Raw genomic sequence first — 15,726 nt, forward strand, 5'->3', positions numbered from 1 at the left:
TTTTGACGGCACGGCGTTTCGCGGTAGCTTGGCCCGCTGGGATATCGTCGGGGAGGACGGCCGCATGGGCGTGAAGATTGCGGTGCTGGCTGCGGCCATGGCCGCTATGGGTGTGACGAGCGTCCAGACCGCCGCGGCCCAGGCCGTCGCTGCCCAGATCGTTCCGGCGCAGCGACCGGTGGCAACGGCGGACGCCAAATGGCCCGACGGGTTCATCGCCTTCGCGCTTCCCTACTCCCCCTATCTGTTCGATCTTGTCGTCTATGCGGGCCGCAGTGTCGCCGAGATCACCTATGGGACACGCCGCTACGATCCGGTGACCCGGTCACTGGTGGTGACCGACCTTGAGATTCGCCGCGACGCCCTCCAAGCGAGCATCGGCCAACTCCGCGTGTCCGGCGACGAGGCCGTGTATGAGAACGTCGCCGTCGACACGCGGGCCCTGCCGCTCGATCCCACGACACGCGCCGTCTTGCGCAAGCTGGACCGGGAGATCGTGACGGGGGATGTCGCGTTGACCGGCCGCGTGGACGCGGCGGCGGCGGATTACGATCTGAGCGCGTCGCTGCGGATCGACGGTGCCGGCACGTTGGAGATCACCGCCGACCTCGAAGGCTTCCATGTTCTCGCGCCGCTCGAGGGTTTCGACGACGCCGAGGCGGGCGGAAGCCCGAAACTCGCGGGCCAGCTGCGATCGGCCCGGATCGCCTTCGCCGACGCAGGTCTCGCTTCGGTGCTGTACGAGGTCTTCGGCGGGCAGCAGGGCATGACCGCCGAGCAGGCTCGCGGCACGGCCTCGATGATGGCCGGAATTGGTGTGACGGCGCTATTTTCCGAGCTTCCCGGGGGGCAGAGCCCGCGCCTTCAGGAGATGGCGCGCGGCTGGTCGGCGACGATCCAGTCGTTTTTGACCCAGCCGGATCGGCTCGAGGTGTCGCTCGATCCGGCATCGCCCCTCGACCTCGCCAGCCTGACGCAAGGGGCAATTGGCGCTGAGGATATTCTGGCTCTCAACCCGACGGTTGTGGCAGGAACGTCGCAGCTCATCGCGCTCGTCGATCCGACGACGATCACGCTCGCCCCCGACGGACCGATCGAAGCGGTCCTGCCGGCGGCCGAGGCGTTGATCGAAGGCCGGGGCGTTCCGCAGGATATCGCGCGTGGCGTGACGCTCCTCCTGCCCGCGGCCGGTTCGGACAACCGGGCCGCGATCGGCCTTCTTGCCCGTGCACTGGCGCTCGATCCCGGCGTCGCGATCGCCCAGGAGCAATTGCGCGGCGCTTATGTCGCGATGCTCCTGGCCAAGGCGGACCGGCTGTCCGTCCAAAACGCCAGTCTCGACGCGCTCCGCCGCCGGCTGAGCCCGGACGAGCTGGCCGTAGCCGAGGACGAGGCCTTGCAGCGCTGGCGGCGGACCAAGATCGGCGAATCGCAGCGCCAGATCGAGGTCGGCGCGTTCGAGGCGCATGATTGGTCGACGATCCGTCGCCTGGCGTTTGCTTATTACGAAGGCGCGACGATGCCGCGTAACCTGATGCGTGCCTATGGCTGGGCGTCGATCGCCGCCGCCGGGGGCGACCGGATCGCCGCCGGCCTGCGCGACAATTTGACGGCGGCGGTGAGCGAGGGCCGGATCGTGTTGCCGATGGAGCGGGCGCGCAAGGCGACCGACGATCTGTGGGGGTTGATCATCTCCGATTCGTCCGCTGATGGTGCCCCCGATGCCGACGCGGAGCAGCCCGATGTGAAGGCGTCGGATTCCGCGTCGCCGGGATCGCCTTCCGTTTCTCCGGACGGGACGGCTGAAGGAGCGCCCGACGCGGACGACGGCAATGCAGCCGACCGTCCCGGCTCGGCTGATTAAGCGATGCGGTCCGCCGTTCAGGCGGACTCGCCGAAGCGATCAGCGACAAGCGCTTCGATCGCATCGAGCGCGGCTTCGGCGTCCGCTCCCCGCGCCGCTACCTCGATGACCGTTCCCTGGCTGGCCGCCAGCATCATCAGGCCCATGATCGACTGACCGCCCACGGTCAGGCCATCGCGCGAGATCGTCAATTCGGCGTCGAAGGCCTCGGCGGTCTGGACGAAGCGGGCGGAGGCGCGGGCGTGCAGACCACGCCGGTTGACGATTGTCAGGCTGCGCGGCGGCGGCGGCCCGTCGGCGCCCTTGCCGCGGGGCGGCGCGACCGCGACAGACGGGACTTCCGCCCCGGTCACCGTCTTTGGTTTTTCATGAGGGTCAGAATTGTCGAGGCGTCGCGTCATCATTTTCCGCTGAGGACGCGGCTGGCGACATTGATGTATTTGCGGCCGGCTTCCTGTGCGGCGACGAGCGCCTCGGCAAGCGGCTTTTCCTCCCGCACGCTCGCCAGTTTGATCAGCATCGGCAGGTTCACCCCCGCGAGCACGTCGACATGGGTGCCATCCATCACCGAAATGGCGAGATTAGAAGGCGTTCCGCCGAACATGTCGGTGAGGATGATCACCCCGTCACCCCGTTCGGCGCGGGCGACGGCCTCGACGATGTCGACGCGGCGCTGCTCCATGTCGTCCTCGGGGCCGATCGAGATCGTCTCGAAGGCGTCCTGCGGACCGACCACATGTTCCACCGCGTGCCGAAATTCGTCGGCGAGCCGGCCGTGAGTCACGAGTACCAACCCGATCATGCGCACAACGCTTGGATTGCCTGGCCCGACATTTGATGAACTCCCTAAAATCGGCGACCGGTCTCACCGGTCGCCGTGACCTGGCGACGGCAGGCGCATCAGCCTCCGGTCAGTAGCGGGCGCATCTTGTCATCCTGCCGCCGATGCGCAAGTCAAATGATAGCGCATACCCGCAGGAATCGATCGATGAACGTCATCGACCGTCGACCAAGGGCGACATGACAAGGGAGACGAGGATGTCGGCGCCGAAGGCAGCAGCGCGCGCGGGCAGGCGGGCATGGCGCACGCTGACATCGAGAATCGTGATCGTGCCGTTCTCCGGCAGGCGCTCGATCGCCGTCGGATCGCACAAATCGACGACGAGGCCGAGGTCGGCGGAAGCCACAGTTTCCTCGCGCAGGATGCCGATTCCCGAAACCTCGATCAGCCCGCGCAGATTGGCCGGAGCGCTCAGGACAATGCCGGCGTCGCTTCGCGTTACGACGACCCGGTCATCGGCCACGAGGCGGGCGGGAAGGCCGAGCGAAGCGCCGCGCCGCAAGGCGGACAGGCAGAGCGCCGACTTGCCGCTGCGCGCCGGGCCGCGAACCAGGACACCCAGACCGCCGATCGCGATCGCGCAGCCGTGCAGATTGGCGGACTGGCTCATTCGGCCGGCAACGAGACGGTGAAGCGGGCGCCGGCGACACCATTCGGCGCGTCCCCGTCCTCGATGTTTTCCGCCCGCAGCGTGCCGCCATGGGCCTCGACGATCTGCCGGCTGATCGACAGGCCGAGGCCGGAGTTCTGTCCGAAATCTTCCTCGGCCGGACGGTCGGTGTAGAAGCGCTCGAAAATGCGGTCGATGATCTCGGCCTGGATGCCCGGTCCGTTGTCCTCGATCGTGACGACGACGCGCTGGCCGCGCCTACGCAAGAGGACATCGATCCGGCCGTTGGTCTCCGGGACGAAGGATCGGGCGTTCTCGATCAGGTTGGTGAACACTTGGCCGAGCCGCAGATCATGCCCGGTAACGACATAGCCACGCTTCATCGAAGCGGGCAATCGTTGCTTCTCGAAGGTGATCTTCACATCACGGCGCGCCCGCGAATTGCCGCGGGCGCCATCGACTACAGAGCGTAAAAGCGCGGCCAGATCGACCTTCTGGGCGATCTGTCGGGCAAGTTCGGCGTCAAGGCGCGAGGCGTCGGCGATGTCGGTGATCAGCCGGTCGAGCCGCCGGACGTCGTGCTGGATGATCTCGAGCAGGCGCTTCTTGGAGGTTTCGGTGCGGGCCAGCGGCAGCGTCTCCACCGCGCTGCGCAGCGAGGTCAGCGGATTTTTCAGTTCGTGGGACACGTCGGCGGCGAAGGATTCGATCGCGTCCATACGCGCATAGAGCGCATTGGTCATGTCGCGAAGAGCGGTCGCGAGATTGCCGACCTCGTCGGCGCGATCGCCGAAATCGGGGATCGCCGCCCGCTCGTCGACGCCGCGCCGAACCCGGATCGCCGCCGCCGAGAGGCGCCGCAGCGGCGTCGCGATAGTCGAGGCGAGCAGGATCGACAGGACGATGGTCACGATCGCGGCGACGGCGAAAACCCGGACGATCGCCATGCGCTCCGCCTGGACGATCTTGTCGATGTCGCCGCCCTGGGTCGACAGGAGCAGCACCCCGAGCACGGCACGGAAGCGCTGGATCGGCACCGCCACCGAGACGATGAGTTCGGCGCTCTCGGTGGCCCGTACGACCGTGGCCGGGCCGCCGGTCAGCGCGTTCATCACCTCCGGATAGGCGGCGCCCGATCCGCCCGGCGTCTCGCGATAGATCGGCAGGTCGCTGCGCTGGAACAGATGACGGAACCAGTTGACCGCCGCGTCGACGAAGGCCGGCTCCTCCTCGGCCACGGGCGGCAGATTGTAGCGCAGGATCTGGCCGCGCGAATAAAGATGCCGCGAATCGAGGATCAGATTGGCGTCGCGGTCATAGAGCCGCGCCCGCGTGCGGGTCGGCGAGATCAGCCGGCGCAGCAATGGCGCGACGCGCTCCGGATTGATCGGAAACTCCAGGCTGTCGGTGATGTCGGCGCTTGGGGCCAGCGTGTCGCCGGCCTGCAGTTCCAGGAGGCGCTCCGGATCGAGGGTGATCGAGTTGGTCTCGACCGTCGCCGATGACGCGATGGCGCTGGCGATGATTTCGCCTTGGGTCAGAAGGCTTTCGACGCGCGCGTCGATGAGCCCGGCCCGGAACTGGTTGAGATAGAGGATGCCCGAGACGAGGACGATCAGCGCCACGAGGTTGAGGAAGACGATGCGCCGCGTCAGCGAGGAAAAGATCGTATGGCCGAGCAGTCGCCGCGCCTGATAGAGGACGCGTCGGATCAGCGGCAGCCGCCGCAGCCGTTTGCGCAGGATCGCCTCGCGGCGCTGCCCCTTCGGCCCGACACCGCCGCCGTCGTCCTCGTTGGGCTCGGCTATCGAGACCATGCGCGCCTCAAGCTTCGCGGAAACGATAGCCGACGCCGTAGAGGGTCTCGATCATGTCGAAATCGTCGTCGATCACCTTGAACTTCTTGCGAAGCCGCTTGATGTGACTGTCGATCGTGCGGTCGTCCACATAGACCTGCTCGTCATAGGCCGCGTCCATCAGGGCATCACGGCTCTTCACCACGCCCGGCCGCTGGGCGAGCGAGTGGAGGATTAGGAACTCGGTCACCGTCAGGGTGACCGGCTGGCCCATCCAGGTGCAGGTGTGCCGTTCCTGGTCCATGACCAGCTGACCGCGCTCGAGCGAGGATTCGGGCGTCGGCACGCCGGTCTTGGCGACGCCCTCACGCGCCGCCCCACGCCGCAGCAGCGCCCGCACCCGCTCGACCAGAAGCCGCTGCGAAAACGGTTTGCGGATGTAGTCGTCGGCGCCCATCTTCAAGCCGAAGAGCTCATCGATCTCCTCGTCCTTCGACGTCAGGAAGATCACCGGCAGATCGGATTTCTGCCGCAGGCGTCTGAGCAGTTCCATGCCGTCCATGCGCGGCATCTTGATATCGAAAATCGCAAGATTGGGTGGGCGCGACTGCAGACCTTCGAGGGCGGACGCCCCGTCGGTGTAGGTCTCGACCCGGTAGCCCTCATTTTCAAGCGCGATGGAAACCGACGCGAGAATATTCCTGTCGTCGTCGACCAGGGCGATCGTAGGCATTGCGGTACTCTCCATTTTCCACCCTCCACGCGACATCGCTGTCGTTTGAAGCGCCCAGCTGTCTCGCCGGTTGCCGACGGTCTTTTGTCCGGCGGCAGGCCTGTCCCTTCTGGGAGAAGGCCGGTCGATCCGGACCTCCCCGCTGTTGGCGCGATAGTATCGCCCATCTGCGGTAAATGTGGCGGAATGACAAAATTACAAAGCCGCGGGCGCTAAAGTCGAAAGGCCGCGCCCCCGTTGCGGAGCATCGTGCGAAAAAAATCGCCGACATATCAAACGATTTGTAGAGCGGATCGAACCGATTAGAATGATCCATCGCCAGTCTAAATCGATTAACATCCTGTTTCGATTAAGCATTCCCGGATGAATCGGGTTGATCGGCAGGCCCTCGGGCAGTATCAAGCAGGTCTATTGCGAGACCGCTTGCTGAGGAGCGGCCGCACGGCATGGGAGATGACGGGTGGACGAGATCGGCACGCGCAACGCCAATAGCGGGATCGAGACGACGGGATTGTCGGATCTGTCCTCGGTACGGTGGAACCTCAAGGAAGCGGAACTGGTGGAGACCGCCGTCAGGCGGGGCGAGGGACAGTTGACGGCGCACGGTGCTTTTGCCGCGGTCACCGGCAAGCACACGGGCCGATCGCCGAAGGATAAATTCCTCGTCCGCGACGACACCACCGATCCCGTGGTCTGGTGGGACAACAACGCGGCGATGGAGCCCGAGGTTTTCGAGCGGCTCTACGACGATTTCAAGGCCGCCGCGAAAGGCCGTGATCTGTTCGTGCAGGATCTGATCGGCGGCGCCGATCCGGCCAATGCGATCCGCGTGCGCGTCGTCACCGAATACGCCTGGCACTCCTTGTTCATCCGCACGCTTTTGATCCGTCCGACTGAGGATCAACTGAAGGACTTCGTGCCGGAGATGACGATCATCGACCTGCCGTCGTTCAAGGCCGATCCGGAGCGTCACGGCTGCCGTTCCGAGACGGTGATCGCCGTCGACATGACGCGCAAGATCGTTCTGGTCGGCGGCAGTTCCTATGCCGGCGAGATGAAGAAGTCGGTGTTCTCGGCACTCAATTTCCTCCTGCCGGAGCGCGGCGTCATGCCGATGCATTGTTCGGCCAATGTCGGTCCGGACGGCGACGCGGCGGTCTTCTTCGGCCTATCCGGCACCGGCAAGACGACCCTGTCGGCCGACCCGCACCGCACCCTCCTCGGCGACGACGAGCACGGCTGGGGCGAGGATGGCATCTTCAATTTCGAGGGTGGCTGCTACGCCAAGACGATCCGTCTGTCGGCCGAGGCCGAACCCGAGATCTTCGCGACCACCCGCCGCTTCGGCACGGTGCTGGAGAACGTCGTCCTCGATGCTGATCGAGTGCCCGACTTCGACGACGGTTCGCTCACCGAGAACGCCCGCGCCGCCTATCCGCTGCACTTTATCCCGAATGCCAGCGAGACCGGCCGCGACGGCCATCCGAAGAACATCATCATGCTGACCGCCGACGCGTTCGGCGTGATGCCGCCGATTGCCCGGCTGACCCCGGCCGAGGCCATGTACCACTTCCTGTCCGGCTACACCGCGAAGGTCGCCGGCACGGAAAAGGGCGTGACCGAGCCCGAGGCGACCTTCTCGACCTGCTTCGGCGCACCGTTCATGCCGCGTCACCCCTCGGAATACGGCAATCTCCTACGCGATCTGATCGGTCGCCACGACGTCGATTGCTGGCTGGTCAACACCGGCTGGACCGGCGGCGCCTACGGCACCGGCCATCGCATGCCGATCAAGGCGACTCGCAAGCTTCTCGCCGCCGCGCTCGACGGCTCGCTGAAGGACGCCGAGTTCCGCACCGATCCGAATTTCGGCTTCCAGGTGCCGGTCGCGGTGGAGGGCGTCGACAGCGCCATCCTCGACCCGCGCTCGACCTGGGCCGATACGGCGGCCTACGACGCCCAGGCGAGAAAGCTGGTCGAAATGTTCCGCAACAACTTCGCGAAATTCGAGAGCCACGTCGATGCCGACGTGCTCGAGGCCGCGCCGGCCCAGGCGATGGCGGCCGAATAGCCCCGCCACGCAAAGACCGTTCGTTCGAGCAAAGGCTCGCGGCCCCGGCCGCGGGCCTTTTCGTTTGCCGGGAGGCGCGGCGTGGGGCGGGCGCGTTGCGATCGCCGAAGACCCTCTATAGTGCGATCAGGCCGGACCGGGATCGCAAGGGAAGCCGGGCGGCAAGCGAAGGGCGAGGCAAATGGCGGGGGAGCACGATCTCAAGATCAACGATCGGGTGACGATTCCCGACGCCGATCTCGAGGAGCAATTCATCCGCGCCGGCGGCCCGGGCGGCCAGAACGTCAACAAGGTCTCGACGGCGGTGCAGCTCCGGTTCCTCGGGAGTCAGTCCACCGCGCTGCATCCCGATGCGCATCGCCGACTGTTGCGGTTGGCCGGTCAGCGGGCGACCAAGGATGGGGACGTCCTCATCGAGGCCTCGCGCTTTCGCAGCCAGGAGCGCAACCGCGAGGACGCCAGGGAGCGGCTGGCCGAGCTGGTGCGCGAGGCGCTGAAGCCGCCGCCGCCGCCGCGCCGCAAGACCAGGCCGACCAAAGGCTCGATCGAGCGCCGGCTGAAAGCCAAGAAAGGCCGTTCCCAGACCAAGCGGATGCGCGGGAGCGTGGATGATTGAGGGGGGAGGCGGGAATCGGCCGCTACTTGGATTAAGATCGTTTTGCACCAAAGCGCCTTTTGCAAGGCATGCTCGACCGCAAAAACCATCTTGCCAATCGCAATCGTAACAACGATCTTCTGGGCATGGCAAAGAACAGCAAAACCCGCGTCCGGCGAGATTACGCTTATGCGATCGTCGATACTCGTGAAAGCGGCGAAATTTGCGTTACTTATGACTTCGAGCGCGACGCGGTCGAAGTATCGGAAGCCGAAGAAGGTTCGACTAAGACGGTTCGCAGCTACGATCGCGATTCCGGCAAACCAAAGATTACATCGTCGGTGCCGTCGACGGGAAGCACGACGTTCGATCCAACGCGTGCGCTACACGCGTACGATCATGTCATCGCGATAGATACAAACTGCAGAACGATCCAAAGGAAGAGGTGCGCAGCCTGCCTAATCATACTATGTGCCCGGAGGCCTTTCAGCCCACGGGAACGCGATTCCCTTTCTAGCGCTCGCCGCTTATTTCATAGTCGGGATCAGCGAAGAGGAAAATCCGGAACGGATCGGATGGCATCTAACAATCACGAATAACATCATTCCGGCCTATCGAAGCTTCCATGGGAAAATCGCGATCATATCTGATAGTGAGCTTGGGCTTCAGCCACAGATAAATTCCCAAGAGGTCGGTTACTATGACGATCAAATACTCCCAGATTGGGCTAAATTTATTTACGGCTCTGACAAAGAGCGTGACACGCTGAATGGAGAGATGCTGGCATTCTGTCATAGAGGCGCGACGCGGCTGCTAGATGAAATGGAGAAGCAAGCTGACCCATTCCGGTGTCAAACTCCCGGAGACGCCAATTTTGAGAGCTACGCTGCAGTCAAGATAGGATCGGGTTAGAAATCAACTTGTTGCCCGATCAGCGCGGATTGCAAATACAGAGTTAACGAGGTTTGGTGATCAAAATCCGCCCTCAGTCCTGACGATTACGTGATCGCGAAAAGTGAAGCCGGGCGCGGCCGGCTTCGTATCTCCCGCATCCTCCCAAGTCGGGACGGAACGTTTCACCAACGAAACAGGGAGACTTCCAACATGATCAAGACTCTGATCCGCACCACCGCCATCGCCTCGCTCATCGCCGTCGGAACCGTGGGCGTCACCTCGGCCAGTTTCGCCCAGGACATGCCGATGGTCGGCGGCGCGCCGATGGACCCGGCCAAGACCATTCCGGAAAATGCATCGGCCGCCGACAATCTCACGACGCTGGTCGCCGCGGTGAAGGCCGCCGGCCTCGTCGAGACGCTCGCCGGCGAGGGACCGTTCACGGTCTTCGCGCCGACCAACGAAGCGTTCGAGAAGCTTCCCGACGGCACGGTCGAGACGCTGCTGAAGCCCGAAAACAAGGATCAGCTCACCAAGATCCTGACCTATCATGTGGTGCCGGCGGCTGCGACGTCCGAGGCGGCGATGCAGATGATCAAGGACGATGGCGGCAAGCATAATGTTACCACCGTTTCCGGCGGCACGCTGACGCTGCAGATGGACGGCGACAAGCTGGTCGTCATCGACGAATCCGGCAATGCCGCGACGGTCACCCAGGCCGACGTCATGCAGGCAAACGGCGTCGTGCATGTGATCGATAGCGTGCTGATGCCGAAATAAGGCTCGGTCCTGACCACGGCGGGCTGATGTCGCTCCTGCCGATGTGATCGCCCCCGCGCCCTTCGTGAATGGCGCGGGGGCCTCAGTGCCCCTATTGTCGCGACGATCGGCTGCCGCGCCGCGACGTGGCAACTACCCGTGCGGCCGGGGAGTGACGGCGAATGCCGCCTCGTCGAACCAGGGAGATCATCATGATGAGACGCAATTTTCTGCTGAGCACCGCGGCGATGGCCGCGACGGCCATCGGCGGCGGTCTGTTTTTCGGCTCGCGCGCGAAAAGCCGCGAAGCGGCGTTTCCGGTATCGCTGACCCCGGACGAGTGGCGCGCCAAGCTGACGCCGGAACAGTTTGCCGTGCTGCGTGAGGAATCGACCGAGCGCCCCTTCACCAGCCCGCTCAACGACAACAAGCAGGCTGGCGTCTATGCCTGCGCCGGCTGCGATACGCCGGCATATTCCTCGGCGAACAAGTATGATTCCAAGACCGGTTGGCCGAGCTTTTGGGCGCCGCTGTCGGCGTCGGCGATCGGCACCAGGACGGACTACGCGCTGATCTATCCGCGAACCGAAGTCCACTGCGCCACCTGCGGCGGGCATTTCGGCCATATCTTCGACGATGGTCCGGCGCCGACTGGCAAGCGGCATTGCCTGAACGGCGTGGCGCTAGCCTTCAAGCCGGGCGCGACCACCGCCTCCTGACCCGACGGGCAGGTTCGACTGGACAAGCCAACGGCGGCCTGGCTCGGGTCGCCGTTTTCCGTTTGGCAAGGAAACGGTGCCAGTATCGTGACATCCACGGCACCGGCGCGATGGATTGAATGGCCGGACAGGCGACGCCATATGGAGAAGTGAAAGCCGGAGAAGGTGCCGCTAAAGGGCCATCTCCCAGAAAGTCGCTTCTTGAAGGACTTGGCAGACCGATGAGCCGTATGACGCCGTTTTCCAGCCCGCTTCTGCTTGGCTTCGACAGTGTCGAAAAGACCCTTGAGCGGATTGTTAAGGCTGGCGACGGCTACCCGCCCTATAATATCGAACGTATCCGGCCTGGCAAGGACGGTGAGATATGCGACGACCTGATCCGCATTACCCTTGCGGTCGCCGGTTTCAGGCCGGAGGAGTTGGAGGTCACGACCGAAGAGAACCAGCTTTTGATCCGCGGTCGCCAGAACGACGAGACCGAGCGCGAATATCTGCATCGCGGCATCGCCGCGCGGCAGTTTCAGAAATGCTTCCTGCTCGCGGACGGTATGCGGATCATCGGAGCGCGGTTGAAGAACGGGCTTTTGTTCATCGATCTGGCAAAGCCGGAGCCTGAGCGAATCGTTAAGAAGATCGAGATCGCGGTCGCCGACTGACCGAGTATCGCGTAGCCTTTAAAGGAGACGGTGCCATGACCGAACACCAGATTTCGACTGTCAGCGAGACCGATCTTGCCGCCATCGGCGAGGGCCACGTCGCGTATCTGCGCCAGATGACCTCGGACGAGATGCGCGCGCGGTTTCCCGCCGCGCAATCGATCCGCCCCGGGCTCAATCTGTGGGCCTTGTTCTCGGCCGACGGCACGCCGCTGGCGGTGTCCGACGACCGCGGCAGCATCCTGGCGAGCGCCAACGAAAACGAGTTGGAGACGGTCAGCCTCCACTGACTGCAACGACCACGACGACAGATCAGGGCGACCATGCCGGACCGGCGTGGTCGCCTTTTTCGTGAGAGGTGGAGAAAATCAGGCGGCGTTCTGCGCCGAGGCGCTGGTCATCAGCGCGTAGAGCGAACCGGCATCGCGCGCGTCGCGGATATTGGCGACGGTATCCCGATTGCGCAACAACCGCGCGACCTTGGACAGAGCCTTGAGATGGTCGGCACCCGACCCCTCCGGCGCGAGCAGCAGGAAGACGAGGTCGACCGGCTGGTCGTCGAGCGCGTCGAAATCGACCGGGCGCGTCAGCCGCGCGAAAACACCAACGATGTGATCGAGCGCCTGAAGCTTGCCATGCGGGATGGCGATGCCGTTGCCGACGCCGGTCGATCCGAGCTTTTCGCGCTGCAGGATGGTCTCGAACACCTCGCGCTCGGGCAGCCCCGTCAGCGACGCTGCTTTCTCGGCGAGTTCCTGAAGCACCTGTTTCTTCGATGTGGCCCGCAAGGCGGGCAGAATCGCCGCCGGTTCGATGAGCGTCTCGAAATCCATCGCTGAGGTGCCTCTTGCTGCGGAGCGCGTCAACCTGAGCCTTGAACCTTGCGCGGCGCTCAAGTGTCGCCAGCGTAGGTTGATGGATCCACCCAGCCGTAATTGCCGTCGGGTCGCCGGAAGACGATGTTGAGATCCCCGGATTTGGCATTGCGGAAGACCACGACCGGACCGTCCTGTCGGTCGAGTTCCATCACCGCGCCGGCGACCGAGTGCGTTCCGACCTTCAGCGTGGTTTCGGCGATGATCGCCGGCGAGAAGTCCTCGGGAATTTCTTCCTCTTCATCTGGGATCGCCGCCATGACGGAGTAGGCCATGTCGCGGCCGTTGACGTGTGGGCGGTGATCCTTGAGCCGGCGCTTGTAGCGCCTGAGACGCTTCTCGATGCGCTCGGCGGCGTCGGCAAAGCTGGACTCTGGATCATGCGCCTCACCGGCGGCCTGGAAAACCACGCCGGTGTCGAGGTGCAAGGTGCAATCGGACGAATAGCGGGCGGCGTTTTTCGAGATCACGACGGTGCCGGAGAAATTGCCGTCAAAATATTTGTCGACGGCTTCGCTCAGCCGTTCCTCGATCCGCGTCCGGAACGCCTCGCCGACGTCCATGTGCTTTCCCGATACACGAAGGCTCATGCTTGAAAGCTCCTGTGAGATGACCGTTTCGGCCTCTGGTGCCGGTCAAGTGAAACGCGCCGGGCGGGCGTTGGATGCCGTTTGGTCCGCAATTTTCACGCGGCGACGGTGCCGGATCGCGCGGATCCGACTGAATTCACGAAGTGGCGCCTTCTAGGGATGAACGCCAAGACTGTCAACGCGGGGATCATGGCCCATCCCCCTTTCCGCAAAAGCCCGAGCATCCATCTGGTCTGCGCCACCCCGCGGTCCCTCGTCAAGAGGCCAGCCGCCGCGCGTTCATCTCGCGCCGACGCTGGATCGACGACGGAATGCCGAGCGCCTCGCGGTATTTCGCGACGGTTCGCCGCGCCAGATCGACGCCTTCCTTGTGAAGGATGGCGGCAATGTCGTCGTCGGACATGACCTTGCCCTGGCTTTCGGCGTCGATCAGCGCCCTGATTCGATGCTTGACCGTCTCGGCCGAATGGGCGTCGCCACCATGCGCCGAGGCGATTGCAACGGTGAAGAAGAAGCGCATCTCGAATGTGCCGCGTGGCGTCGCGATGAATTTTGACGCGGTGACCCGGCTGACGGTCGATTCATGCATGCCGATCGCTTCGGCGACCGCCATCAGCGTCATCGGCTTCAGCCCCTTAATTCCATGGGTCAAAAACCCGTCCTGGCGGCGCACGATCTCGCTCGCGACCTTGACGATCGTCTTGGCCCGCTGGTCGAGCGAGCGCACCAGCCAGTTGGCCGATTGCTGGCATTCGCCGATGAAGGCGCGATCGTCATCCGACAGGCAGCCGCCGCGCACGGTGCGCAGATAGGCGTTGTCGACGAGCACACGGGGCAACGCGTCCGGGTTGAGTTCGACCCGCCAGCCGCCATCCGGCGCTTCGGTGACGATGACGTCGGGAATGAGGGTCTCGAAACCCTCATGATCGAAGGCGTGTCCGGGTTTGGGATCGAGGCCGCGGATCTCGGCGAGGATGTCCATCAGGCCGGCCTCGTCCTCGCCGGTGAGGCGTCGGAGCGCGGCGAAGTCGCGCCGGGCAAGCAGATCGAGATGGGCGAGAACGGTCCGCATGACCGGGTCGAACCGGCCCTGGCGTTGCAGCTGGAGCATCAGGCATTCGGCAAGATCGCGTGCGAACAGCCCGGGCGGCGTCGCTTCGCGCTGAAGGATCACGAGCGCCGCTTCGACGTCGGTCACCGCAACGCCGAGATCGGCGGCGAAACTCTCCGGGGTGATCCGCAAATAGCCGCACTCGTCGAGAAGCTCGATCATCGCCTCGCCGATCTTGCGCTCCAGGCCAGGCGCCAGCGCGTCGGCGACTTCACCGCGCGCGTGGGCGTGAAGGGACGGGCGGTTGTCCGCCAGGTCGTCGATGCCGAAATCGGAACCGGTCCCGATCAGGCGCGTCTCGCCGCGCAGGCTCGGGCCGGATTGCGCTGGCCTGTCGTCGCCGGCGTCATCGCGTCCTGAAAAGCCGCTCTCGAAGGCCGCGCCATCGCTCGCGGCGCCGGTCAAGCCGCCATGCTCCGGATCCTCGCCGGCGGCCTTGTCCGTATCGGCCGGATGGCCGTCCGGGCTCTCGGGCGCGGGCTCGTCCGGCGCGGCCGTATCGGCATCCGTGATCAACGGATTGCGCTCCATCTCGGTCTCGACGAAGGCTTTCAGTTCGAGATGGCTGTATTGGAGCAGGCGAATCGATTGCAGCAGCTGGGGCGTCATCACCAGCGATTGCGTCTGCCGCATGTGCAGTTTGGCGGAAAGAGCCATGAGACGCCGATATACTCACCTAGGTGTGGGCTGCTGCGATGGCGCGGTGCCCCGGCACCGCGCACGCGCCGCCCGGCACTTGCCCGCGAAAGCTGGACGGGCGGCAACCCTTGCCGCCTCATCAAAGCGGGTCGTCGCGTTCTTTGTCAATCGTCGCGCGGCGGCGCTGTCGCGGCTCAGAAGCTGAATTCGTTGCCGAGATAGAAGCGGCGCACATCGGCGTTGTCGACGATCTCCTGAGGCCGACCGTGCGTCAGGACGGCGCCGGCGTGCATGATATAGGCGCGGTCGATCAGCCCCAGCGTCTCGCGGACGTTGTGATCGGTGATCAGCACGCCGATACCGCGCTTGGTCAGGTGCCGGACCAGCCCCTGAATGTCCGAGACGGCGATGGGGTCGACACCGGCGAAGGGTTCGTCGAGCAGCATGAAGGTCGGCTTGGAGGCAAGCGCGCGCGCGATCTCGCAGCGTCGGCGCTCGCCGCCGGAGAGCGAGGTCGAGGCCTGCTTGCGCAAATGACTGATGTTGAATTCCTCGAGCAGCGCAGTGAGCTCGCGCTCGCGGACTGCGCGATCGGGCTCGACCACCTCCAGAACGGCGCGAATATTGTCCTCGACCGACAGGCCGCGGAAGATCGAGGCCTCTTGGGGAAGATAGCCGATCCCCAGCCGTGAGCGCCGATACATCGGGACGCTGGTGATGTCGTGGCCGTCGAGGACGATGCGGCCGGCGTCGACGGGAACGAGCCCGGTGATCATGTAGAAGCAGGTCGTCTTGCCGGCGCCGTTCGGGCCGAGCAGGCCAACGGCTTCGCCGCGGCGCACGCCGAGCCGCACGTCGTCGACGACGCGCCTGCCGCGGTAGGTCTTGGTCAGCCCCGTGGCATAGAGCGTCCCGACGGCGTCGTCGGGACGATCCTGACCCACCCCTTCTGGACCGGAAACGGCGTCGCCCT

At 64.6% G+C, this 15,726-nt stretch carries 16 protein-coding genes; 7 read left to right on the forward strand and 9 right to left on the reverse strand.

The window, feature by feature from the left end:
* Positions 1-64: 64 nt before the first annotated feature.
* Positions 65-1,864: a hypothetical protein gene (locus tag VSX60_RS07870; RefSeq protein ID WP_327623600.1), complete on the forward strand. Its 1,800-nt coding sequence runs from the start codon at positions 65-67 to the stop codon at positions 1,862-1,864.
* Positions 1,865-1,881: 17 nt separating this feature from the next.
* Here VSX60_RS07870 and VSX60_RS07875 read toward each other — a convergent pair whose 3' ends face one another.
* From VSX60_RS07875 to VSX60_RS07895, 5 genes are all read right to left on the reverse strand, one after another.
* The gene (locus VSX60_RS07875; RefSeq protein ID WP_442872848.1) at positions 1,882-2,265 is read right to left on the reverse strand and encodes an HPr family phosphocarrier protein; all 384 of its coding nucleotides are present in this window, start codon (positions 2,263-2,265) and stop codon (positions 1,882-1,884) included.
* A complete protein-coding gene (locus VSX60_RS07880; RefSeq protein WP_253962784.1) occupies positions 2,265-2,666 on the reverse strand; it encodes a PTS sugar transporter subunit IIA in 402 nt (133 codons plus the stop codon). Before VSX60_RS07880 ends, VSX60_RS07875 begins: the two co-directional genes overlap by 1 nt.
* Before the next feature lie 193 nt (positions 2,667-2,859).
* Complete coding sequence (locus VSX60_RS07885) at positions 2,860-3,315, reverse strand: HPr kinase/phosphorylase (RefSeq protein ID WP_327623601.1); 456 nt, start codon at positions 3,313-3,315, stop codon at positions 2,860-2,862.
* The gene (locus tag VSX60_RS07890; protein ID WP_327623602.1) at positions 3,312-5,132 is read right to left on the reverse strand and encodes a sensor histidine kinase; all 1,821 of its coding nucleotides are present in this window, start codon (positions 5,130-5,132) and stop codon (positions 3,312-3,314) included. The genes VSX60_RS07885 and VSX60_RS07890 overlap by 4 nt, the downstream gene beginning before the upstream one ends.
* Before the next feature lie 7 nt (positions 5,133-5,139).
* A complete protein-coding gene (locus VSX60_RS07895) occupies positions 5,140-5,844 on the reverse strand; it encodes a response regulator transcription factor (RefSeq protein WP_327623603.1) in 705 nt (234 codons plus the stop codon).
* A 460-nt stretch (positions 5,845-6,304) separates the two neighbouring features.
* Between VSX60_RS07895 and VSX60_RS07900 the strand changes: the two genes are divergently transcribed.
* The 6 genes from VSX60_RS07900 to VSX60_RS07925 all read left to right on the forward strand — a co-directional run bounded on the left by VSX60_RS07900 (position 6,305) and on the right by VSX60_RS07925 (position 11,828).
* Positions 6,305-7,915, forward strand: coding sequence for a phosphoenolpyruvate carboxykinase (locus VSX60_RS07900; RefSeq protein WP_327623604.1), 1,611 nt, complete (start codon positions 6,305-6,307; stop codon positions 7,913-7,915).
* A 181-nt stretch (positions 7,916-8,096) separates the two neighbouring features.
* The gene (gene arfB / locus VSX60_RS07905) at positions 8,097-8,531 is read left to right on the forward strand and encodes an alternative ribosome rescue aminoacyl-tRNA hydrolase ArfB (RefSeq protein WP_327623605.1); all 435 of its coding nucleotides are present in this window, start codon (positions 8,097-8,099) and stop codon (positions 8,529-8,531) included.
* A 1,083-nt stretch (positions 8,532-9,614) separates the two neighbouring features.
* Positions 9,615-10,184 (forward strand): fasciclin domain-containing protein, encoded by a 570-nt coding sequence (locus VSX60_RS07910; protein ID WP_327623606.1) that lies wholly within the window; start codon positions 9,615-9,617, stop codon positions 10,182-10,184.
* A 191-nt stretch (positions 10,185-10,375) separates the two neighbouring features.
* The gene (msrB, locus tag VSX60_RS07915) at positions 10,376-10,882 is read left to right on the forward strand and encodes a peptide-methionine (R)-S-oxide reductase MsrB (RefSeq protein WP_327623607.1); all 507 of its coding nucleotides are present in this window, start codon (positions 10,376-10,378) and stop codon (positions 10,880-10,882) included.
* 221 nt (positions 10,883-11,103) lie between these two features.
* The gene (locus VSX60_RS07920; protein WP_327623608.1) at positions 11,104-11,538 is read left to right on the forward strand and encodes an Hsp20 family protein; all 435 of its coding nucleotides are present in this window, start codon (positions 11,104-11,106) and stop codon (positions 11,536-11,538) included.
* Positions 11,539-11,573: 35 nt separating this feature from the next.
* Entirely contained in the window at positions 11,574-11,828 is a 255-nt protein-coding gene (locus VSX60_RS07925; RefSeq protein ID WP_327623609.1) for a DUF1150 domain-containing protein, read from the forward strand.
* Between the two features lie 78 nt (positions 11,829-11,906).
* On the opposite strand, the gene ptsN is transcribed toward VSX60_RS07925, so the two are convergent.
* The 4 genes from ptsN to lptB form a co-directional block, all read right to left on the reverse strand.
* Positions 11,907-12,371: a PTS IIA-like nitrogen regulatory protein PtsN gene (ptsN, locus tag VSX60_RS07930; RefSeq protein WP_327623610.1), complete on the reverse strand. Its 465-nt coding sequence runs from the start codon at positions 12,369-12,371 to the stop codon at positions 11,907-11,909.
* 59 nt (positions 12,372-12,430) lie between these two features.
* A complete protein-coding gene (gene hpf / locus VSX60_RS07935) occupies positions 12,431-13,003 on the reverse strand; it encodes a ribosome hibernation-promoting factor, HPF/YfiA family (protein WP_327623611.1) in 573 nt (190 codons plus the stop codon).
* A 256-nt stretch (positions 13,004-13,259) separates the two neighbouring features.
* Positions 13,260-14,771 carry an RNA polymerase factor sigma-54 gene (gene rpoN, locus VSX60_RS07940; RefSeq protein ID WP_327623612.1) on the reverse strand — a complete coding sequence of 504 codons (1,512 nt, stop codon included), beginning with the start codon at positions 14,769-14,771 and terminating at the stop codon, positions 13,260-13,262.
* Positions 14,772-14,947: 176 nt separating this feature from the next.
* Positions 14,948-15,697 (reverse strand): LPS export ABC transporter ATP-binding protein, encoded by a 750-nt coding sequence (gene lptB / locus VSX60_RS07945; RefSeq protein WP_327623651.1) that lies wholly within the window; start codon positions 15,695-15,697, stop codon positions 14,948-14,950.
* Between the last annotated feature and the right edge of the window lie 29 nt (positions 15,698-15,726).

This window comes from Aurantimonas sp. A3-2-R12 (genome assembly GCF_036016755.1).
GTDB classification, from domain to species: Bacteria; Pseudomonadota; Alphaproteobacteria; order Rhizobiales; family Rhizobiaceae; genus Aurantimonas; species Aurantimonas coralicida_A.